The organism is Candidatus Thiodiazotropha endolucinida (genome assembly GCF_001715975.1).
Taxonomy (GTDB): domain Bacteria; phylum Pseudomonadota; class Gammaproteobacteria; order Chromatiales; family Chromatiaceae; genus Thiodiazotropha; species Thiodiazotropha endolucinida.
In genome coordinates, this window is record NZ_MARB01000001.1 from 225,408 (window position 1) to 247,173 (window position 21,766).

The 21,766-nt window shown below is 53.9% G+C and carries 16 protein-coding genes; 9 read left to right on the forward strand and 7 right to left on the reverse strand.

Going from position 1 to position 21,766, the window contains the following annotated elements:
* Nucleotides 1-9 precede the first annotated feature (9 nt).
* The 7 genes from CODIS_RS01020 to CODIS_RS20765 all read right to left on the reverse strand — a co-directional run bounded on the left by CODIS_RS01020 (nucleotide 10) and on the right by CODIS_RS20765 (nucleotide 7,598).
* Entirely contained in the window at nucleotides 10-1,116 is a 1,107-nt protein-coding gene (locus CODIS_RS01020) for a cytochrome-c peroxidase (RefSeq protein WP_069120642.1), read from the reverse strand.
* Nucleotides 1,117-1,469: 353 nt separating this feature from the next.
* Nucleotides 1,470-2,063, reverse strand: a complete 594-nt coding sequence (locus CODIS_RS01025) for an SCO family protein (RefSeq protein ID WP_069120645.1) — start codon at nucleotides 2,061-2,063, stop codon at nucleotides 1,470-1,472.
* A gap of 37 nt (nucleotides 2,064-2,100) precedes the next feature.
* Nucleotides 2,101-4,512, reverse strand: a complete 2,412-nt coding sequence (locus CODIS_RS01030; protein ID WP_083220471.1) for a c-type cytochrome — start codon at nucleotides 4,510-4,512, stop codon at nucleotides 2,101-2,103.
* The gene (locus CODIS_RS01035) at nucleotides 4,512-5,345 is read right to left on the reverse strand and encodes a c-type cytochrome (RefSeq protein ID WP_069120653.1); all 834 of its coding nucleotides are present in this window, start codon (nucleotides 5,343-5,345) and stop codon (nucleotides 4,512-4,514) included. Before CODIS_RS01035 ends, CODIS_RS01030 begins: the two co-directional genes overlap by 1 nt.
* Nucleotides 5,342-7,249, reverse strand: coding sequence for a cytochrome ubiquinol oxidase subunit I (locus CODIS_RS01040; RefSeq protein ID WP_069120656.1), 1,908 nt, complete (start codon nucleotides 7,247-7,249; stop codon nucleotides 5,342-5,344). The genes CODIS_RS01035 and CODIS_RS01040 overlap by 4 nt, the downstream gene beginning before the upstream one ends.
* A gap of 22 nt (nucleotides 7,250-7,271) precedes the next feature.
* On the reverse strand, nucleotides 7,272-7,424 hold the full coding sequence (locus tag CODIS_RS20760; protein WP_154722959.1) for a hypothetical protein: 153 nt from the start codon (nucleotides 7,422-7,424) through the stop codon (nucleotides 7,272-7,274).
* 18 nt (nucleotides 7,425-7,442) lie between these two features.
* Nucleotides 7,443-7,598: a hypothetical protein gene (locus CODIS_RS20765; RefSeq protein WP_154722960.1), complete on the reverse strand. Its 156-nt coding sequence runs from the start codon at nucleotides 7,596-7,598 to the stop codon at nucleotides 7,443-7,445.
* A gap of 545 nt (nucleotides 7,599-8,143) precedes the next feature.
* Here CODIS_RS20765 and CODIS_RS01045 point away from each other — a divergent pair.
* From CODIS_RS01045 to CODIS_RS01080, 9 genes are read left to right on the forward strand one after another with little or no spacing between them, the layout of a single operon-like run.
* Nucleotides 8,144-10,618 carry a HEAT repeat domain-containing protein gene (locus tag CODIS_RS01045; protein WP_069120662.1) on the forward strand — a complete coding sequence of 825 codons (2,475 nt, stop codon included), beginning with the start codon at nucleotides 8,144-8,146 and terminating at the stop codon, nucleotides 10,616-10,618.
* A 29-nt stretch (nucleotides 10,619-10,647) separates the two neighbouring features.
* A complete protein-coding gene (locus CODIS_RS01050; protein WP_069120665.1) occupies nucleotides 10,648-11,391 on the forward strand; it encodes a carboxypeptidase regulatory-like domain-containing protein in 744 nt (247 codons plus the stop codon).
* Nucleotides 11,392-11,394: 3 nt separating this feature from the next.
* A complete protein-coding gene (locus CODIS_RS21480) occupies nucleotides 11,395-11,526 on the forward strand; it encodes a hypothetical protein (protein WP_268805685.1) in 132 nt (43 codons plus the stop codon).
* 60 nt (nucleotides 11,527-11,586) lie between these two features.
* Entirely contained in the window at nucleotides 11,587-13,875 is a 2,289-nt protein-coding gene (locus CODIS_RS01055; RefSeq protein WP_083220472.1) for a universal stress protein, read from the forward strand.
* Complete coding sequence (locus CODIS_RS01060; protein WP_069120669.1) at nucleotides 13,872-15,911, forward strand: radical SAM/SPASM domain-containing protein; 2,040 nt, start codon at nucleotides 13,872-13,874, stop codon at nucleotides 15,909-15,911. The genes CODIS_RS01055 and CODIS_RS01060 overlap by 4 nt, the downstream gene beginning before the upstream one ends.
* On the forward strand, nucleotides 15,908-17,314 hold the full coding sequence (hemG, locus tag CODIS_RS01065) for a protoporphyrinogen oxidase (RefSeq protein ID WP_069120672.1): 1,407 nt from the start codon (nucleotides 15,908-15,910) through the stop codon (nucleotides 17,312-17,314). Before CODIS_RS01060 ends, hemG begins: the two co-directional genes overlap by 4 nt.
* Before the next feature lie 12 nt (nucleotides 17,315-17,326).
* On the forward strand, nucleotides 17,327-17,659 hold the full coding sequence (locus CODIS_RS01070; RefSeq protein ID WP_069120676.1) for a hypothetical protein: 333 nt from the start codon (nucleotides 17,327-17,329) through the stop codon (nucleotides 17,657-17,659).
* The gene (locus CODIS_RS01075; RefSeq protein WP_069120679.1) at nucleotides 17,650-20,262 is read left to right on the forward strand and encodes a PAS domain S-box protein; all 2,613 of its coding nucleotides are present in this window, start codon (nucleotides 17,650-17,652) and stop codon (nucleotides 20,260-20,262) included. Before CODIS_RS01070 ends, CODIS_RS01075 begins: the two co-directional genes overlap by 10 nt.
* Nucleotides 20,259-21,659, forward strand: coding sequence for a sigma-54-dependent transcriptional regulator (locus tag CODIS_RS01080; protein ID WP_069120682.1), 1,401 nt, complete (start codon nucleotides 20,259-20,261; stop codon nucleotides 21,657-21,659). The genes CODIS_RS01075 and CODIS_RS01080 overlap by 4 nt, the downstream gene beginning before the upstream one ends.
* Nucleotides 21,660-21,766: the final 107 nt, after the last annotated feature.

The following is a 21,766-nucleotide window of genomic DNA, read 5'->3' on the forward strand; positions in this document are numbered from 1 at the left end:
TTACCTCCATTAGTTACGGACTTCCGTCCAGTTTGCGATGGCTTCATACTCTGACGGATAGGGTTGCTTCCAGACATGCTTGTCGCTCGTCAACGGATCACCGGAAAGCGCTTCCAGGAATGCCACCAGGTCTTTTTTCTCCTTGCCGCTCAATTTCAGTGGTTTCAGGAGGTCGCTTTTTCTGCTGTCTTTGCCACCACCCTGATTGTAGAAATCAACAACACCGGCCAGGGTCTTGATCATGCCGTTGTGCATATAGGGTGCGGAGTCTTTCAGTTCACGCAGGGAAGGAGTGACAAATTTACCCATATCTTCCTCAAGCAATGTGACATTGAAATAGCCGGGATCGCGTTTCAGGTTCATATAGTTGGGGATCCCCTGAAACATGGTGAAGGCGATAAAGGCCTGATGATTCATCGGGTCCATGAATACATCGAAATTTTCGGGTACACCGGTGTTATGTGCTGTTTGATCGGTCATCATCGGGCCGTTGTGGCACTGGATACATCCCGCCTTACCCTTGAAGAGTTTCATGCCCCGTTTGGCCGAGGCGGACATCTTGCCTGAATCGAAAGGCGCATTGGTCGAAGTCAATGTCTTGAGATATTCGGGGATCGCCTTACGCACGGAACCATTGGAGGGTTCGCCGTAGCCGGCATCCTTGAACATCTGTACATAGACAGGATCCTGTTTCACCCGCTCCTGCATAATCCGCATATCCATGTTCATGGTATAGTCTTCAGTGAGCATTTCACGGGTCATATCGTTCAGGTTGGTGCCGATACGGCCATCCCAGTTCCACACTTTTCGGTGCGCAGCATTGATCAGTGAGGAGGCGTTGCGGAAATGGCCATTGCCTGGATAACCGGGAGAGAGCGCCTCTTCGCTGGCGTATCCCTTTTCCGGTACATGGCATGTGGCGCATGAAACGGCGGCATCACCGGAAAGACGCTTGTCGAAGAACAGGCGTTTACCCAGTTCGGCTTTTGCATTATTTATTTTCAGCTGCGGCAGTGGTCCGATATCCGGATACTCGGCAGCCTGAGCGCTAAGCGCGACTCCAAACCCCATCACGGCGGCTAGGAGGGTGCGCCCTGTAGTGACTCGTACACCCATTGGATTTCCTCCAGGTCAGTTTTACTTAATCGGTGTTCCGAAAGATGATTCAGATCGCTGAAACTTTTCTCTTCAGAAGCGGTCTGAGCCGCTTGTATTTATTGCATGAAGCAGGCCAGTTTTTTTTCGTTTTTTTATTCTTTTAAAAAACCGTAAGTTACTTGTGGTTTGCTGATCTGAGTCAACTGACCGGGTTGAATCGATTGAATGGTTCGTTCCACTGGTACTTTGTTTCGCCGCCCAATTTGCTCAGCTTGTTCAGTTTCCGGTGAACTCTTTTGGTCAGTTATCAGACCACCTTAAGTCAGCGCCAGGCCGGTTAGGGTAATATAAATGTCGCTTTAGCCGACGGGCTAGTTTCCCGACAGCACGTGCCGAATCGCTTCAAGGATAATGGATGGAGGTGTTTCGTGGGGAAAGACAAAACGAAGTATTCCCTCAGGTGTGATCAGATAGGTTACTGCAGAGTGGTTGACTACATAACCGAAAGCGGAATCCTCGAGTGCCACTTCATAGTATTGGGCGCCATATAGCTTTGCCACCGCGGCAATTTCTGTTTCGCTGCCGGTAACGCCGATCAGCTTGGTATGAAAGTAATTGACGTATTCATCCAGAACTTCGTAACTATCCCGCTTCGGGTCGACACTGATAAAGACTCCTTGTACTGACTTCAACTCATCGTCGGTCAGTTCATTCAGTGCCTGAGTCAGAAAGGCGAGTGAGGTTGGACAGACATCGGGACACTTGGTGTAACCGAAAAAAAGCAAAACCACCTGTCCTCTCAACTGTTCCAGCGAAAACTCCCCCTGGCTCGAGTGCAGTGTGAAGTCGCCGCCTAACGGCATATCACCGATATCTAGCACTTTATCCTGTTGAGCGGCCTGTCCGCTCATTGATGAGACGATAGCGACCAGCAGAATAAGTTTGGAGAGGGGAAGTCTATACATAGAGGTGCTTTTTTTCCTGATATCGGGTGAATCGTTATCAGGCGGATTTTCGTTGACTTCTCACCAACAGCAAACCGGCACAGAAAACGAGTACGGCGATGCCTGAGGGCAACCCATAGACCTTAGCGGTATCGAGTTCTGGCGGCAGCACAAGCCAGTACCAGGTGGTCAGCGTATGTTTGGCGCCGATCTCGCCGTTGCTGCCATCCCAGTTGGCGAAAGAGACCGGGATGAAAGTGCCTTCGTTGAAGACCAGGTCCCCATTGCCCGCATCGCGGGGTCGCTTCATGAGTACTCTCCACTGACCGTCTTTCCAGCTCCCGCTGGCAGCGAGGCTCTTGTCATCTTGCCGCATCGCGAGTTTTTGATTGGGCCCTTTACCATCCAGCAGCATGCCTGCAGGCTCACGAGGCGGATCGATACTGCCTGTGTTCCAGTACCAGATGGTGGTGTTGTGGGTCTTGTCGCCATGCCGATAGAGCGGCTTCTCCACCATCGGCGTCGACACATAGGCCGTTTCATGGGGAAACTGAATCGCAACCGCATCAGGGTGCATTTCGAGATTCTCATCCTGCAGATCGGTAAAGTAGTCGATGCCGGGACGGCTTTCGGTACGGTCATTCACTTCCAGCAGGAAGGCGATCTCCTTTTGGTTGTAGAGCGTACGTACCGTCACGGCATCATTCAAAGGGGTGAACAGCCGCTCTTCTTTGATGATGTTGGGTACCAGGTGGAGTGTGGCGGCCGGCGCCTGCTGCCAGCGGTCGTCGTTGACCGAATCGGGCAGAGCGCCTTCCAGTTTCAGCCCGGTAACCACCGGACCGTCTTCCGGTTGTACCCCATTGAAGCGAAGGCTGTAGACATAGTTGGCGATATGCCAGCGATCCTCGAGGCTGACGGGATCCTTATTGCCCTCTTCAATGGCCCGGTGTGCCGGCATGGGGGTGCCGGGGATGCCGATCGACAAGCGGGTGTAGATCGCCTTGACGGTCTCGTCGCGTTCTGTCTCCTCGGATGATTGGGATTGGCTGGCGCGCCAGGTCCAGGGTTTGGTCAGGTCCCGCGGCCAGATGCGATTGCCCCAGTCGTCTTCCAGCTTCTTGCCGGAGGTGATATTGCCCCGGCCCGCTTCGCCGTGACACTCCTTGCAAGATTTGATGAAGGCCTCTTTACCTATGGCGATGGATTCCTCGCTGTAGGCAATCTGTCCGGTCAAGGGTTCTTTCTCGGTGATCTGTTGGAAGTCGGTCTTGGTATAGAAACCGTCATCGTCGAAATCCTCATCTTCAGCCTCCTCGGGCGGCCAGGCCACGGTGATGTCAAAGCCCTTGATGACGGGAATCAGCGACTCGATCTGCGCATCGCTCAACAGCGCCCGACCTTTCATACCCCAGCCGGGCATCGCAGTGCCGGGCAGCCCGAATTTGATGGTATTGAACAGATCCTCATCGCGGGGCAGCAGCGTGCCCGGAGAGGTCTTGTATTTGAACAACCCGAGGGAAAAATCCCGCGGTTTGGGATACATGAGGTCAGCCGCAATGCCGTCGCCGGCACCGCTTTCTCCATGGCAGACCTCGCAGCGGAGTTGATAGAGCTGCTTGCCCATCATGTCGTTGCGCTTTGCCAACACCCGATCCTTCATGCCGGTGACCTGTTTGGAAATCTCCGGGTCCCAGATACGGGGCACCTGGCCGTTGTAGTCGAAAATAAAAGTGATGACCTGCCAGATCTCCTCTTCGGAGAGCATCTCATGCCAGACAGGCATGGCGGAGTTCCAGGGTGTCCCCTCTTTCGGCAGGCCGGGACCGCCGGTCGCGATACGCCAGAACAGGAAGGCCTCCTGGAGTTGTGGGATGATGGTGGGATCCTGGAAATCGATCGGTTGCGGATTGAAGCCATGTCCATAGTGTCCCTGGCCGTCCAGCAGGTCCCCGTGGCAGTAGAAACAGTTCTGGTAGTAGATGTCCCTGCCGGCGAGTACCACCTCATCATACTTATCCCAGCCCGCCTGCTCATCTCCGGCAAGCGTGGTGAGAATCTCCTCCCGGATCGGATTTTCCAGCGTCGCCAGGTCATGGTTGCTGCCGAAGACCTTCAGCGAAGCCGGCGGTGCCGGATGGACCTGCCTCAACTCAACCGGCGCATCGTTGGTGGGCTTCACGATATCGTAGCTGGTATAGCCGACGATCAGCGGCGTGGCGATGAGCAGGGCCCAGCGTACGACTGCCTTATTGTCATCGCGCAGGGCGGCGAGCAGGGGGGCTTTGAACTCCTCCCACTTCTCATCGTCGAAGGCGAAGTAGAGCAGGATACCGATCAGGGTGATCACCATGTACTGCACCATCAGTGTCTTGGGCAGTACCGGCGGAAAGGCATACTTGAACAGCAGATAAGCGACAAGAGCGACAATCACCGCCTGCCAGAATGCCGTAACCCTGAACCCTTTCATTATTTTTTCTCCGCCAGATAGGTGACGAGCAACTCCAGCTCTTTCACTGTCATCTTCTCTGCAAGATCAGCAGGCATGGCCGCCGGGAAACCCTCGGCAATCACCGCGTTGGGATCGATGATGCTCTGTCTGATCTCCTCTTTGCTGAGGCGGGCGCCGATATCGACCAGACCCGGTCCCACCAGGGTGTCTGCGCTGTCCAGGGCATGGCAAGAGCTACAGGCGAATTTTCCAAGCGCCTCTTCTGCGGTTGCAGCCGGCGTGGGAAGTGCTGCAGAACCCGAGGCTATCGCCTCTGCACCTGCAACAGACTCTGCCTCCTCCGGCGAAGGCAGAGAGACGGTCACTTCATTGCCATCCTTGGCTTGCAGATAGGCGATGATGGCGTCCATTTCGATGGAGGAGAGTTCAATTGGCGCCTTATCGACAGCCGGCATCGGGGATTCGGTGTCGTTGGTGCCTTTCTTGCCCCAGGTGGGGACCACGTAACGGCCGGGCTCGATCATCGATTCGAGGATATAGCCGGCAGCGTCTTTTGCCTCTCCCTGATAGTTCGCATCGGCGAGACGTTCATTGATCAGGGAGACCATATCGGCCCCTTGAATATCGGGTGCCCGTCCCAGCGGCGCCGGTTTGTGGCAGAGGGTGCAGGTGCCTTTGTTGTTGAACAGATCTTCGCCCAGGGCGATGAAGTCATCCATGGTCAGTGCGCTGAGGTCGACTGCCTTTTCAACCGGCGCCTCACCCTCGACCTGGGGCAGGATATAGGTGACCAGGGTAAAGAGCAGCGTCAGGCCCAGGCTGAAGCCCAGGGTTTTTAAGAGCACACTCACGCCACACCTCCGGCAACGGCAGGTGTGGGTTTGGCCTGCTTGGTGGTGCTGAGATTGGCCACCCAGAACATGAACAGGACGCAGAGCAGAAACAGAATGGTGACCACCGTGATCATATTGCCGGCGTAGGCGATGGTGGGTATGAAGTTATCCGGTGAGTTGTCTTTCATCACCGTATAGACATGCCAGTGGGTCTTGACCGAAGAGCGTACGTAACCCATCAGTCCCATCAGCCAGGTGAAGGCGATCGGCAGTGCGAACAGTGCATATTGGGCACGATCCGGAATTCGACCCCAGTGTGAGGGCAGGGTCTTGGCATTCTTGAACATCAAGGTGTCGATCACGATACCCGCAACGATGACCACCAGGGTCGTGGCGACCTGCGCCACCGATGAGCCGACCTTATAGACCGTGTTGGTGAAGTAACCGTAATAGACACCCAGGAAGATGATATTGATAAACGCGACCACATAGATCGATACCATCAAGGCGTTGCCCATGGGTGCCCATCCGACGGTGGTCACCTTGTCGGAACGCCGGTAGAGCTGAAAAGAGAGGAAGGTCACCACCAGCATGAGGTTCACGGCGATATTTTTCGCCGGCATGATGCCCAGCGGACCGAGAATGTGGTGATGACTGCCGCCCAGCAGAGAGATCTCTGAAGCGGAGAGGATCAAGGTATGCGGCGTCACCCAGATGAGGAAGCAGACCACCAGCACTACAGCGATGAATTTGATCAGACCCTTGTAACGGCCGGAGCCCTCGGTACGGGACATGCCCGCCCAGAGATAGAAGTTGCCGGCGAGCAGGATGGTGCCGATCAATACCGCCTGCACGATGAATAACCAGGCAAGAATGCCGCCCATGGCAGTGATGCCCATCTGCTGGGAGTAGGCGTAGATCTCCGCCATCAGCCAGTAACCGGCGAAGGGCAGCGGCAGGAAGGCGAGGATGGCGATGAAGTTGGAGGTGTAGCCCATCCAGTCGTAGTGAGCCCGTCTTTCGGGATCGTTGGTGCTGAGGAATTTGAATGCGGCGTAAGCGCCGACCACGGCACCGCCGAAAGCGATATTGGCGATAAACCGATGCAGATTGACCGGATTCCACAGCGGCCCCTTCATAATCTCCCAGATATTGCCGACCACCGCGCCCACCTCGTTGACGCCGGACGGTGCCATCATGAAGGTGGCCCAGGAGTTGGCGACGACCATGATCGTCAGACCGGAGGCGTTCAACATCAACCCCAGGGAGAGATGAACCCACTTCCGATTGCCGTAGCGGAAGGCGTTCCATCCGTAGTAGTAGGTGTAGAGGAAAAAGCTCTCGAGGAAGAAGAGGATGGCGTAGACCAATACCTGCGCACCGAAGACATGCATCATGTAACTCATGAAATCGGGATAGAGCAGGAACAACGCCAGGGCCAGTGAGCCGCCGAAAATCGCCGTGATGGAGAAGCCGGTGAGGCTGATCTTCATGAACTCATAGGCCATGTTGTCATAGCGTTCGTCGCCGGTGTAAACGCCCAGCAGTTCAATAATCAATACGAACAGCGGGACTGCCAGAACCAGGGCGCCGAAAAAAAGATGCAATTGCGCCAGTATCCAGACAATGGCGCGACTGCTGACTCCGATATCGGGGTAATCGCTCCGCGATAGTCTCGGAGCTACAATCTGTTCCTCGGCCTCCACATCCGTTACCGTAGAGTCACTTCTGCTAACGGGTGGCTCACCGGCAACCTGCACCATTCCGATCGGAGCGATACGATTGAGTCTGTCGGCGTCATCAGCGGCAAGAGTCGTCCCCGACGACAGCAACAACCCGACTACCACCAGCAACCAGATAAGTCCCAGGTTTCTTGATGCCATCAGTCGACCGAGACGATGTGAATGAGTTTGATCATGCATGACCGTGGGTCCCGTTCAATGGTCAGCCGGCAGGTGACAGGTCGAGGTTCAACGGCAGTCCCTGCATACTCATGATGAGGTGATCGAGACCATAGAAAAAAGCCAGTACAGCGACAAATGAGATAATGACCGAAACCAGCATGTTGAGGAGAGTGTTGTTATCGTTTGTCTGCATTAGTAGTCGCCTATAACGCTAGCCATGATCGATGGAGACACCGCCCGAGTAGATCAGCAGCCAATAAAAAAAAGCCAGAAGTGCGATGAGAACGGCGATGAAGAGTTTAGGTCCCCAGGTAGCGCTGTCAGGGTCGGAGGATTTGCTACCGCTGTGGGTGGAATTTTTTTTCATGCCCCTCTCCGGTTTGCCTCATGTTATTTCCGATGTCTTGTTATGAAGCATCTAATCCAGCAAGAAAGGCAAAAAGCGGGCCACGTTTTCCGGGGTAGGCTCTCGGTTGGTTGACAGTGATCGTGTAATGAATCACTGAAACAAATAAACTGCAGTAGCTCTCCATAGTTACCATGACTCTGCAGAATCGGGACTGACATCCCGCCAATCTTGAAGCCAAACCTCAGTCCCGTGCATAAGCGGTGAATCCTGAACGATCCGTTCAAAGCGTCGTTGCGCAAGAAACTAAATGTTCAATTCAACGTGCGGTGGCGGTGCAGCGGCTCGAATCTGAGTGTGCGGAATGGTTTCCCTGATCTATCCCTTGTTGAACGATCCGTTCCTCAGCTCCCGGAAATCACCGCGGTATTGAATGATTCATTCAATAATGGCTACGGCAAGGCAGAGTAAAGCCTTGGAACTAGGGCAAAACATTTTTTCTCAAGCTGGTACAGATTCTGCTTGCTCTGGTGGAGCCAGGCTAGGTCAAGAGAAACTGGATAACTATGAGTCTTCAAAGCGAAACGGTCGATCTATTGTGTCAACTGCTTGAATCGGGCGATGAGGCGGACCGCTGCTATGCCGCGCGTACCCTGGGGGTTCTTCGCAGTGACAGTGCCGTTTCCATCCTTATAGAAAGACTCAAGGATGAAGACGTGGACGTCTGCGTCGATGCAGCCGAAGCACTTGGAAAGATCGGTCATCACTCCGCTGTACCCGCGCTGATCGATTCACTGCGAAATGATAACAGCGGCGAGGTTTGTTCCACGGTTGCGGTTGCACTGGGAAAAATCGCCAGTGCCGAGTGCGTGGATGTGCTGCTTGATGTGCTTACGCAACGCCCACAAGGTCTGGAATGGGATGGTGATTGGGATACCTGGTGGGATATTCAACTTGAAGCCGTGAAGGCCTTGGGTATGGCCGGTGACGAGAAGGCGGTTGACGAACTTGTTGCTTTCATCGATGACGACGCTCAACAGGATATCGAAAACGAGGTCTTGAACGCACTGGTTTCGATTTCCGGTATGGGTCTCGATCGAGTGATAGAACGCTTGCAGGACACATCGATCAAATCACTCCATCGGCGTCGAGCGGCACGTGCTCTGGCAAATACACGGTTGGTAAAGGCCACCAAGATCCTCGGCCGCTCGCTACAGGACCCGGATCCGGAAGTGAGGGCCGAAGCCGTCCATGCATTGGCAAGCCAGAATGCGGATCGTTATCTCAGTGCCCTGGTATTGTTGTTACGCGATCAAAACGGAGAGGTCCGTGACGCCGCAATCAAGGCGGTTTCCCATTTGGCGCAACGGGCCAGCGGATCTAAGGCTCTGCAGGAGACGTTGTTGCCGATATTGAACGATCCCAGCAGCCCGGTCAGGGCGACGGTTATGAATGCACTCATGCCCAGCGTTCATAACAAACCGCTTTCACATGAATATTATCAAATCGTGGTATCCGGTAGTTTTGACGACAATGCCGAATCCGCTGCCGCCGCTTGTCGTTTGCTTGGTGAAAACGGGGATCCCGAGGCGATTTCAACACTGTTGGAACATGCTCGAAACCGGGAAGGTCACCCGATGGTGCGCCGGGACGCGATCCTGTCGATTGGCCGGTTTGGTCAGGTTACCGAGGCGATTGTCGAAGTGTTGATGAATGCCGTGGGTGATTCGCAACAGGCGGTCAGACTGGCAGCGTTGACGACGCTTATGTCATTAGACACGCATCATGTTGAGGCGGATGAGTCGTCACAACCGAAACAGACAACGATACGTCCACTTTCCATCGTTATTGATGCGGTCCAAGGCTCAATTCGCGTCCCCGATAAAAATGCTACGGTCAAGGAACAGGCAGAAGATGGGATGGACCAGCCTGAGGTTTCGGAAACGGAGGTTCAAAATGGTGTCGTAGTCGAATTTGATACCAGCCTGGAGAATACATTCACTGATGCGTCAGCGGATCCTGACTTACCGAATCAGCCGCCCGTTCCCCAGGAGATCACCGATACGATCAAATTGCCGGATATCCCGGCACAGATCGTCGAGGCCGGTGAGGTGTCGCTCGCCATGTCCACCTTGGACGCCATCGCCATGGACAATGTCGATTCGATGTTTGATCAGGAGAAGCCGCAACGGGAAGCGCCTGAGATCGATGAGGCAACTCGGGAATACCTCGATGTGGTGGAGGCGAATAAGGCGGAGATGAGAAGAATCCGCGCCAGCAAACGCATGACTCCCGACCAGGATGTGAGACGTCTCGGCACCCGGGCACTGGCTGTAGCGAATGACGATGAGGCCATTGAAGCATTGATTTTGGCATTGAACGATCAGGATGACCTGATACGCCGGGAAGCGGCTGAAGCGATTGGCGAAATGGCTCAACGTAATCGTAAGAATCCTAAATTGATGGATGCAGTGGGTACCCTGGTCACCCAACTGGCAGTGGGTGATCTGGAGCAGAAAATCGCCTGTGCCCGCAGTTTAAGCCTGCTTGGCAACCGAGCTGCGCTGGTACCGTTGACGGAGGCGCTGAAGGATCAGCAGGCCAATGTGCGGGTTGAAACAATTCATAGCCTCGCCAGGCTCTGTTGTGACAGTCTGGACCCGGTGCAAGCGGAACATATGGTGGTAAGAGATCTTCCTTCAACCAGCGTGGCGCGAAAACTATTGGCTTGTCTCGGTGACGACAGTATCGGGGTTAGGGTTGCAGCAACCAGAGGCTTGGCGAAGATCCTGCCGGCCGCAGATGACAAAACCTTAACGCAACATGCCGTTGATCGGATTATAGCCAGCGTCATTGAATTTACGGGTGAGGAGGCACGTCAGGTGGGTCAGGCGTTGCGTGCATTTGACACATCAATGATTAACAAAGCCCTGCTCGTGCAACTCAGGGCAGCCGAGGATAGTGTTAAACGCAGTGTGTTCATTGAAATGATTGAAGAGATACTCAAACCTGACCGGCGGCAGCCGGATCAGGCTGCCTGACACCAGGATCGAAACCAGGAGAATAATCCATGAAACAACTACTTGTTGGCATTAGTTTGGCCGGCCTCTGTGCAGTATCGAATGTTGGATATGCGGCCGCCTATAAAGAGGGTGCGGTGAGCAATGGCGGGACGATTACAGGCAGTGTGAAATTTGCCGGCAAGGATAAGGATCCGAAGGTATACAGCATCACCAAGGATAATGATGTCTGCGGAACCGGTCAGCGCAAAATAGACTATGTGCGTGTCAACAACGGTCACTTGATGGATACCGTGGTCTACCTTGAGAAAGTCAAGGAGGGCAAACCCTTCCCGGCAGATGTGGGTGATGCCAGCATCGATCAGAAGGGGTGTGAGTTCAATCCATTTCTCCAGGTTATGAAAAACAAGAGCAAGCTGTCAGCCGTCAATTCCGATCCTGTGTTGCACAATATCCATACCTACGAATTGATTCGAGGCGATGCCAAGGGGCCGAAGAAGACGCTGACGAATGTCAGTCAGCCTGACCCGGGCACGGTCACAAATACCATCAAGATGAAAAGAGGACCGGCGATCAAAGTGGAATGTGACGCCCATGATTTCATGCATGGTTTCGTTTTTGTGGCAAAGAATCCCTATTTCGCCAAAGTTGCGGAAGACGGCACTTTCAGCATCGGTGACGTGCCTCCCGGTTCATACACGATCAAGGTCTGGCATGGCATGCTCAAGAATAAGAAGGCTAAGGTCAAGGTGGAAGCCGGCGGAACCGCCACAGTCGATTTCACATTTAAATAAGCCATGTTGTCGAATCCTGCAAATACCGATAAGCGGCAGTGGCGCATAAGCCTGATGGACACGATGGCCATCATCGCCGCGATCATCAACATGTTGGTAATCGGTATTATCGTTGGCTACTGGTTTATGCGGTAATCCGACACATATGGGGGTAGTCTGAGTTCCGCTCCCAACAGATCGAGAGAGGCATCGATCATGAGTGCACAGGTTCGTTCGGAGAAACAGGCGTCTGATTCATTGCCCGGTTATGAATCGATTTTATTGGCAGTGGACTCTTCCGACCACTCCAACCGCGGCATCCTCGAAGCCGTGAAACTGGTTGATGCATTCAACAGCAGGCTTACCGCCGCCCATGTCTATGCAGCCAAGCTGCACGACCTGCGCTTTCGTCAGATGGAGGGGGGGTTGCCGGAACAGTTTCGCGCAGAGCAAGAGCTGGAACGACAAAGGGATGTGCATGACGATCTGATCACCCGCGGACTCTCGATCATTACCGACTCCTATCTGGATCAGGTTGATCAGGCTGTTGAAGATGAGGCCATCCCTGTTGCGCGACGCTCCCTGGAGGGAAAGAACTACCGCGAACTGACGAATGAGGCCAACAGCGGCGAATATGATCTCCTGGTAATGGGCGCCCTGGGGCTGGGGGCCGTTAAAGGGAGTCGTCTGGGTACCGTCTGTCAGCGTGTCACCCGCCGATCACGCATCGATACGCTGGTTATCAAGAATCCCACACAATCGCTTGAACAGGGGCCGATCGTGGTGGGTATCGATGGATCTGCCAAGTCATATGGCGGGCTGTTGACATCACTTTCACTGGCCAGGGCATGGGGGGTCGAAGTGAAAGCGGTCTCCGCATTCGATCCCTATTACCACTATGTGGCATTCAACCGGATCGCCGGTGTGCTATCGGATGAGGCGGGCAAGGTGTTCAAGTTCAAGGAGCAGGAAAAACTCCATGAGGAGATCATCGATTCCGGGTTGGCGAAAATCTACCAGGGACATCTGGCGGTCGCCCGGGCTGTCGCCGGCGATTATGGCATGGAGATCGAGACGGTGCTGCTGGATGGCAAACCGCATGAAGTCATCAATCGCTACCTGGCTGGCGTGAAGCCATCCCTGCTGATATTGGGGACGACGGGCATCCATGCCGATGGTGAACTGGATATCGGCGGTAACAGCGAGTATCTGCTTAACGATGTCGAGTGTGCCGTGCTGCTCAGCCAACGTAAGTACAGCCCTCAGGTTGATCGTCTTGCCTCCGTATCGACATCCTGGACCCATGAAGCGGAACAGCGTATGCAGCGGGTTCCCTCTTTTGTTCGGAGTATGGCGCGGATGGCGATTCTCAGATATGCCCAGGAGAAGGGACATACCGTGATCAGCGAAAAGATTGTTGAAGAGGCCACTGCTCAGCTGATGCCGGGACATGCCGAGCAGGCGATGTCGGAGATCGTCGGGGCCTATGACCGTGGCGAACTGAATCACAAGCCTGACGCCAAGGCGGCAATACGCTGGAGCGAGGCGGCGACAAAACTACTGCTGAGTATCGATGATCTCAGTCTGCGCGGCAATCTCAGTATGCGGGCCGAAAAAAAGGCCAGGGCCGCAGACAGCCTTCAGGTTGAAGCGGTGCATATTCAAGGCTTTCTTGATGAGGGCATAGCAGTAAAAGGGGAGGCGCCTGTTGTAACGACCCAACCATCCGAATCCAACCCGGATGAAAAGGGCATCTCCCCGCCTGATTTTCAGTGGCATGCCGCAGCGCTGGCGCGTCTGATGCGGGTGCCTGAGGGATTCATGCGCGACAGTTCCAGACAGCGTATCGAGTTGTATGCGCAACGTCAGGGAATTTCAGAGATCAGTCTCGAGACAGCTGAAGCCGGGCTGGCTGAGGCCCGCAAGGCCATGCAAGGGATGCAGAGTGACAAGCAGCCCGATCCAACGGGGGCTCAGCGCACCGGCGCCTGTCCATTCGCCGCACCCGATATGGCAGTGGCCAATAAGGACAATACATCAGCATCCGGTACCCCTTCATGGACAGCCGAAGCCAAGGCGAAACTACAGTCTGTACCGATCGGATTCTGCCGTGATATGACTGTTAGCGCCGCTGATTCGATTGCCCGTCACCAGGGTGTTGAGACGGTGGACGACCGCTTTCTCTCCCAGGTGCTGGATACCATTAAAAACGGATCGGCAGCTGTTGAGACAAGCCTGCCCTGGAGTGAGGAGGCGACACTTCGACTGCAAAAGGTTCCCGATTTTGTGCGTGGCATGCTGGTGCGTGAGATCGAAGGCTGGGTGGACCGAGAGGGTGGGTCCTCGGTTGGGTTGGAAGCAGTGGATGCGGTTAAGGCGCAGTGGCGGCAGCGGGGCGTATTCCACCTTGACCCAAATGATCCCAGAAGTCGGATGCAGGGCAGTGCAGAGACTTCATCCCCAGCAGCGGATACGGACGAATCCAAGCCGGGTCGGTTCCAATGAACAACAGCGACCTGTTTCTGCTGGCCGTAAATCTGACCCGCCGCTGTAACCTCGCTTGTGCTCACTGTTACATGGATGCCGATACCCGCATGGGTGGTGGAAGTGATGAGTTGAGTACGGTTGAAATCACGCAACTACTCGATGAGATCGCCTCCCGAACGACAGAAACCATGGTGGTCTTGACCGGTGGTGAGCCGTTGCTGCGTCGGGATCTGGAGTTATTGGTTGCACACGGCAGCGGGCTTGGACTGTCTATGGTCGTCGGTACCAATGGGGTGTTGCTCAATGAAGATCGGGTCAAGGCACTGAAGCAGGCGGGCGTATTGGGGATGGGGATCAGCCTGGACTCCCTGGATGCTCAAAGCCACGACAACTTTCGCGGCTGTCCGGGCAGCTGGGAAAGAACCCTTGCCGGCATGGATCTCTGCCGCCAGCATGACCTTCCGTTTCAAGTCCACTTTTCGGTGACGGAACAGAATGCCCATGAAGTCGATTCGATGATCGACTTTGCCAAGGCCGTGGGTGCGTATGTGTTGAATGTCTTTTTTCTGATCTGTACCGGCCGGGGCGAGTCAATGTCGGATATCACGCCGGCCCGATATGAACAGGTTTTGTTGCAACTGGTACAGGCCCAGGAAAAGACAGAGGATCTGATCGTGCGTGCCCGTTGCGCACCGCATTTCAAACGGGTGGCCTACCAGTCGAATCCTGAATCCAGCATGACCCTTGCTCAGGGCTATGAGGGGGGTGGATGTCTGGCTGGTATTCACTGTTGCCGGATCACACCGGAGGGCGGGGTCACGGCTTGTCCCTATATTCCTGATGAGGAGGGATCGATCCGAATCGGAAGCTTCTGGGAGATTTGGGATCAAACGCCGACTTTCGGCCTGCTGCGTCACCCCAAACTGGAAGGTAAGTGCGGCAAGTGCGAATACCAAAAGCTGTGCGGCGGTTGTCGGGCGCGGCCGCTTGCCATGGGCGGCACATTGATGGATGCAGACCCCTGGTGTGGTCACTATCCGTCCGGTGAGCCGGTTATCGAACCCCTGAGGGAATCGCAAGACAGCTCGGTGATCTGGAGCAGTGAGGCTGAACAGCGGCTGTCACACGTGCCGGGGTTCCTGCGCAAAATGGTACGCAAACGTGCCGAGTCCTATGTCAGCGAACTGGGTGAGAAAATTGTCACCACGGAGCATATGGCTGTTTTGGCGGCGAAACGCTTCGGCGACAAATTTCCAGCCAAACGTCCCCCCCACGCCAGCAGTGACCATGCGGAGACATTCGCGGAGTTTTCCACCAGCGGCTTTGCCTGGACCCAGGAGGCCAGAGCCTACCTGGATGCACTACCGGGTTTTCTGCGCGAAGGGGTCTTCGCCGTTGCGGAGGATGTTGCGCGCGAAGAGGGTCGTCTGGAAGTGAATATCAAACTCCTGCAGCGCTTGGAGGAAGAGGATACGCCAGGTCGCAAACTCCCTTGGGAAGTCGCCGCTGAAACGCTGTTGTCGAGGAATCTGGCTGATCGACCACCCCAAGTCAAAATGTTTGTTCAACCCAGCGTGGAAGCTGCTGCCGAACGGGAGGCCAAGCGCCGCCATGCGATAGTTGTTTCGGCCGATGATGTCGCAAGGATCATAGAGACAGGGCTTGCGGGTGTGGAATGGGAGCAAGAGGCGCTCGAGCGTGTGGAATCGGCGCCTGAGTTTGTCCGCGGCGGTATCAAGAAGGCTGCGGAATTCGGTGCCCGTCGTGAGGGGCTTTCAGTAATTACGTCCGAGGATCTGACCCGCTTTCGCAACCGGGCAATGATGAAAGCGGTGCGCCGTATGAAAGGATTTGGTATGCAGGAGTTGAATTTCGATGCCTTTACCATCGCTAAACAGCGCGTACCGCGTTTGAAGGAAAATCTTCAGGCTGAAAAACGTTTTGCCGAGATCAAGCGCTATGTGGAATCTAAACAGGCCCCCGACGGGAGCGGGCTCGGTCTGTTGGACAGGGATTTGCTTGAAAAGATGAAGGCGGAGTTAAGACGCAAATGAGCAGCGCCTCCGTACTGATCATCGGCGGTGGTATATCCGGGCTTTCTACGGCCTGGTGGTTGGCGCAACAAGGGATTGGGGTTGAGATCTGGGAGGCGGACGATCAACCGGGCGGCTTGATACGGACAACCCGGGAGGCGGGCTATACCAGTGAGCGTGCAGCCGGCCTGGTGGTGAACTTCAGGAAGGAAGTCGACCAGGTGATACTTCAGACAGGGCTGATGCGGAGAAAACGACTGCGAGACGAGTCACTGAAGCGGTATCTGGTGCACCGGGGTGATTTGGTCGAAGTGCCCATGTTGATGCCGGCACTGCTGGCTTCGCCGCTGTGGAGCCTTCCGGCCAAACTGCGGCTAATGGCTGAAATCCTGATACCGAGGGGCCGCAGGGACGATGAGTCGGTCTCTACATTCATAAGGCGTCGCTTGGGTCGGGAAATACTCGACACAGCGATGGACCCATTTGTCTCGGGGACCCTGGCCTCCGATCCGGATCTGGCCGAGGCCAGGTCGGTACTCCCCAGGCTCAAGGCACTGGAAAGGCGCTACGGCAGCCTGATCTTGGGCATGATGATCAATCGTGTGCTGAAACGTCGTCGGGCGAACAAGGCGGATACGTTCTCATTTTCGGGGGGTATGTCGGCACTGATCGAGGCACTGGCGGCAACACCCGGTGTGACCCTGCGCTGCGGCATGCGTGTCGAATCCGTGATCAGAAAAGGAGACTGTTGGCAGGTAAAAGCAGATCAAGCGGGGGTACAGTATCAGAAGTGGGTACCCCGCTTGGTGTTGAGCACCCCGGCCGATATCAGCGCTGACCTGCTGATGCAGACAGATACGGTTCTGGGGCGGCTGCTGGCGCAGATAGCGTATGCGCCGGTGGCGGTATTGCACATCGGTCTGCCGAGCAGTGGGATCAAACACCCGCTGGACGGCACCGGTTTTCTTGTGTCTCGCGAGAACGGTTTGGCATTCAATGGCAATCTCTGGATGAGCCGGCTGTTTCCGGAAAGAACGCCAACTGACAGAACGCTGTTGACCACCTATCTGGGTGGTGTCCGTCACCCGCAGCAGGTTGACCTGAGCGATGAACAGTTGGCAACGGTTGTTCTCTCCGAATTAAAGCCTTTGCTCGGTATCACGGCTTCAGCCGAATACGTCAGGGTTGACCGTCACCGCAGGGGGTTACCTCTCTATCACGGTCAATACCAGGCACGCCTGGAAAAGATAGAACATCGCTTGGATAGTCTGCCTGGTCTCTATCTCAACGGTAACTACCAACACGGCGTCTCTGTCAGAGAACGGCTGTACCAAGGCCACCGGCTGGCGCAAAAAATAGCTGTTAAACTGAACACAGGAGAGCGATTGTTCAGCCGGGAGCCGTCGTTTGTTCTGGCGAGATGACGGACGCGGCAAATGGCAAGGCATGAGGCTCCACAGACGGCAGATGCAGCACCGTTTCACCCCGTCAGATTGATCCTGATCATTCTGTTGATTCTGTTCTCGATCTCCATGGCGGCGCAGTGGTATGGCGAGAACGTCACCATGCCTCGATATTGTCAATATCCCGGTGATGTGATCGGGCGCGTTAGGCAGGTTTTGAACGAGAAAGAACCTGCCGGTGAGGGTGATCGCAAACCCTACATAATCGCTGCCAGGTTGATGTTTCTTGTGCCGCGCCACAATGACGAAAAGCAAAATGATTATATCTTGAGACTGCAACAGCATATCGATAAACAATGCCGATAACGCATCCGCCACCACCGGTTACACGCCTCGGGCTGTTGAAGGGCTTCATGGCCATCTTCATACCCATGTGCCTGGTGTTGATGATTATCGGAGCTATGCATTACTACACCTTCTATACCACCGAACGATCTTCTATCGAGTCTCGTGAGCTGCTCAATGTGGACCTGGCAAAACGGATGATCGAGAAGGATATCGCCGATGTTGTCAGTGACTTGCTGTTTCTGGCGGAGCACATTGAGCGTCGGGGACTGCCTGAAGCATTGCCCTGGTCAAGAGAACAGCAAATCTCCGAAGAGTTCAAGATCTTCGCGAAAAATAAAGGGTTCTACGATCAGATTCGCTACATCGACAATACCGGCATGGAAGTGGTGCGTATCAACTACTCAAATGGCGAGAGCCGGGTTGTACCGGAGTCTAAACTGCAAAATAAAAGCAGCCGTTACTATTTCAAGGAAGGGCTGGCCTTGGATCGTGGCTATATCTATCTATCACCATTTGATCTGAACATGGAAGAGGGGGAGATCGAATTTCCCCTGAAACCGGTGATCCGCTTCGGTACACCGGTATTCGATAGTCATGGGGAGAAGCGCGGGATTGTGCTGTTGAACTATTTAGGCGACCGGTTGATTCAGAATTTCACCCGCGCTGCGGCGAATATCGCCGACCATATCGAACTGGTAAACAACGATGGCTATTGGCTGAGCAGCCCGAGGCAGGAAGATGAGTGGGGTTTCATGCTCGGCCATGAAGCCCGTTTTCAAAAGAACAATGCCGATGCGTGGCGGATAATCACTGAAAATAATAAGGGCCAAATACAGACCGAAAGCGGACTATTTACCTACACCACTATTCACCCTTTCGTTACCACGATCAGAGATACCGCGTCCGTACAGGAGATTACAGAGATATATGAGGGGACTGGGTATTACTGGAAAATAGTCTCCCGCCTATCATCCCGGGAACTGTCGGCGACATTGCCGCTTTTTATCCAGAATCACTCCGCACTCTATTTTGCAATGCTTTTATTGGTGATGGGAGTGGCGTGGCTGCTTGCCTATTCACAACAACATCACAGGGCGGCAATGGCGCAGAGAGATTATGAACAACGCTTCCGCTATACACTCGAAAATATTGAACTGGCGGCAGTGACCCTCAACCTTAAAGGCGAGGTGACATTCTGCAATGATTATTTTCTCAAGATAACCGGCTGGAATAAGCATGATGTCATTGGCAGGAATTGGTTGCAGCAATTCGTGCCTGATGAGTTGGTGTCGGAAATCGATGGGATCATTCGGCGTATGCCCGATCCGGACATTTTTCCTCTTCGCTACGAGAGCGAAGTCAAATGTAAAAATGGTGAGCATCGGTTAATTACCTGGAACAACACGCTCTCTTTCGATGCCGACAACCATGTCATCGGTGCTACCGGTATTGGTGAGGATATAACGGATAAGCGAAAAGCGGAAACCGATATATTAAAACTCTCCCAGGCGGTAGAACAGAGCCCAAGCGTTGTTATTATCACGAATGACCAGGGCCTGATTGAATATGTAAACCCGAAATTTACCGAAGTGTCCGGTTATGAGCCGGCAGAGGTCTTGGGTCAAAATCCACGTATTCTCAAGTCGGGAGAAACAAGTCAGGAGGAGTATAAGGATCTATGGAATACAGTGATAAACGGGAGAGAGTGGCGCGGCGAATTTCATAACCGGCGAAAAAACGGTGAGCTCTACTGGGAAGGAGCCATCATATCCGGCATAAGGAATTCAGAGGGTAAGATAACTCATTTTTTGGCGGTTAAAGAAGATATATCGGAAAGGAAGCGGCTTGAAGCGGAAGTTGAGAAGCAGCACAGGGATCTTGCCAGGTCTGAAGTGTTGGCGGCAATGGGCAGGATGGCGAGTATGATCGCCCATGATCTGCGTAATCCGCTCTCGTCGGTAAAAATGACGCTGCAGATTTTAAGTAAACAATTGGATGTGAACAGGGATTCAGAGGTCCGGGAACTTTGCAACACTTCTCTTGAGCAGATCAGGTACATGGAAGAGATTCTGTCAGACATGCTCACCTATTCTCTGCCTGACGCACTGAAGCTGGAATGGTTGACGATCGATAAGATCATCGATATGGCGATCAGCCTTTCGCAGCGTAGAATCGATGAAAACAGGATCAAATTGGTCATCAACTACCATCCGGGTTTGCCAACCCTGTATGCAGATGCCACCAAGCTCAGACAGGTCTTTTCCAACCTGATTTCCAATGCCGCACAATCCACCGAGTCCAGTAACGATCCGATGGTGGTTATCGATGTCATGCTCGAACTTGGTTTGGAAGGAACCGCAATCCGCATAGAGATTTGTGATAACGGTTGTGGTATCGACAAGCATGAAAGGGAGAAAATTTTCGAACCTTTCTTTACTACCAGGGCAAAGGGTACAGGTTTAGGACTGGCGATTGTCAAACGGATTCTTGATCAGCACCAGGCCAATATATCAGTGACAGATAATACCCCTTGTGGAAGTTGCGTCACCGTTGTGATACCTGTCAGGCATCAAGTGATCAGTGATGAAAGCGCCGTGAATATACAGGAGAAAGTCACATGAGCAGGATACTGATTGTCGATGATGACGAAGCCAGCTGCAGAACACTTCAGTTTCATTTGCGTAGTCAGAATCATAGTGTCGAAATCACAGGCAGCGTCGATGAGGGATTGGCTGTTGCAGACTCATATCATCCTGACTTGATTATATTGGATATTAGAATGCCGGGACGATCGGGTCTGGAAGGGTTACCGGACTTTATAAAGTTACTGCCTAGTGTCCATGTAATTATGATTACGGCATTTCATGATATGGAAAGCACAATCGAAGCCATGCAGCAAGGTGCCGAGGACTATATCCACAAACCGATCGACATCGACGAGCTGGATACCTCCATTGCACGTCTGTTGACCAAAAAGGGGGATACCGACAACCTGCTGATCCCTACCTCACCAGAGAATATCGGGGATGCCTTGAGCATGGTCGGGCGCAGCCGCGCCATGAAAGAGATATTCAAGACCATCGGTCTGGTGGCAAAAAGCCCGGCATCGGTGTTGATCACCGGGGAGTCGGGGACCGGCAAGGAGTTGGTGGCGAGGGCCATCCACCGGTCCAGTCAAAATCCCAATGGTCCGTTCGTTGCGGTCAACTGCGCGGCGCTGGTGGAAACATTGCTCGAGTCAGATATGTTCGGCCATGAAAAAGGTGCGTTTACCGGTGCCGTGGTGAGGCAAGAGGGCAAGTTCTCATTGGCGCGCGGCGGGACGATTTTTCTCGATGAGGTGGGGGAATTGTCACCTGGCATGCAGGCCAAGCTGCTGCGGGTGCTGCAATATAAGGAATTTACGCCATTGGGCGCCAAGGAATCGCAAACAACCAATGCCAGAGTGATTACCGCGACGAATGTCGACCTGGCTGAAAAGGTCAGCGAGAAGAGCTTTCGCGAGGATCTGTACTATCGGTTGCAGGTTGTCAATATTCATCTGCCGCCGCTACGTGAGCGTAAAGAAGATCTGATGGATCTGATCCAAACACTCCTGGGTCGGATCAATAAAGAGTTGCATAGAAATGTTACACATATCAACAAGGAAGTGTTGGAGGCATTTGAACGCTATGAGTGGCCCGGTAATGTACGTGAACTGGAGAATATCCTGATGAAGAGTATCGCCTTGTCTCAAGGTGACGCATTGACCAGGGATCAGCTCCCTGAACCATTGAGGATGGACAACACACAATTCTCGGGTCATCCCCGTGAAGCCAGGCCGCTGACTGAACAAAGCCTTGAGGATATCGAGAGGATACATGTAAAACGCGTCCTGGATGCAACCGGATGGCACAAGGGCCAAGCTTGCGAAATACTCGGGATTTCGAGGCCGCGGTTGCGCCGCTTGATCCGTCAATATGACTTAATCTCAGACCATGATATCGAGGTCGACAGCGAGATGAATGAAGATGCATAGTCTGATTCGCATCTCCACATCAGTATAAGATCCATCAATCCCCCCACCTTTCTAAACTACTGGTAACCTGCTTTCCAGTTATCTCCTCAGAAGTAAAGAATCAATTC

Bases quoted from the DNA above. Each gene is read 5' to 3' on its own strand.
- CODIS_RS01050 (WP_069120665.1), top strand. From the start codon at position 10,648: ATGAAACAACTACTTGTTGGCATTAGTTTGGCCGGCCTCTGTGCAGTA.
- CODIS_RS01045 (WP_069120662.1), top strand. From the start codon at position 8,144: ATGAGTCTTCAAAGCGAAACGGTCGATCTATTGTGTCAACTGCTTGAA.
- CODIS_RS01030 (WP_083220471.1), bottom strand. From the start codon at position 4,512: ATGAAAGGGTTCAGGGTTACGGCATTCTGGCAGGCGGTGATTGTCGCT.
- CODIS_RS21480 (WP_268805685.1), top strand. From the start codon at position 11,395: ATGTTGTCGAATCCTGCAAATACCGATAAGCGGCAGTGGCGCATAAGC.
- CODIS_RS01055 (WP_083220472.1), top strand. From the start codon at position 11,587: ATGAGTGCACAGGTTCGTTCGGAGAAACAGGCGTCTGATTCATTGCCC.
- CODIS_RS20760 (WP_154722959.1), bottom strand. From the start codon at position 7,424: ATGCAGACAAACGATAACAACACTCTCCTCAACATGCTGGTTTCGGTC.
- CODIS_RS01075 (WP_069120679.1), top strand. From the start codon at position 17,650: ATGCCGATAACGCATCCGCCACCACCGGTTACACGCCTCGGGCTGTTG.
- CODIS_RS01020 (WP_069120642.1), bottom strand. From the start codon at position 1,116: ATGGGTGTACGAGTCACTACAGGGCGCACCCTCCTAGCCGCCGTGATG.
- hemG (WP_069120672.1), top strand. From the start codon at position 15,908: ATGAGCAGCGCCTCCGTACTGATCATCGGCGGTGGTATATCCGGGCTT.
- CODIS_RS01040 (WP_069120656.1), bottom strand. From the start codon at position 7,249: ATGCATGATCAAACTCATTCACATCGTCTCGGTCGACTGATGGCATCA.
- CODIS_RS01080 (WP_069120682.1), top strand. From the start codon at position 20,259: ATGAGCAGGATACTGATTGTCGATGATGACGAAGCCAGCTGCAGAACA.
- CODIS_RS01025 (WP_069120645.1), bottom strand. From the start codon at position 2,063: ATGTATAGACTTCCCCTCTCCAAACTTATTCTGCTGGTCGCTATCGTC.
- CODIS_RS20765 (WP_154722960.1), bottom strand. From the start codon at position 7,598: ATGAAAAAAAATTCCACCCACAGCGGTAGCAAATCCTCCGACCCTGAC.
- CODIS_RS01070 (WP_069120676.1), top strand. From the start codon at position 17,327: ATGGCAAGGCATGAGGCTCCACAGACGGCAGATGCAGCACCGTTTCAC.
- CODIS_RS01060 (WP_069120669.1), top strand. From the start codon at position 13,872: ATGAACAACAGCGACCTGTTTCTGCTGGCCGTAAATCTGACCCGCCGC.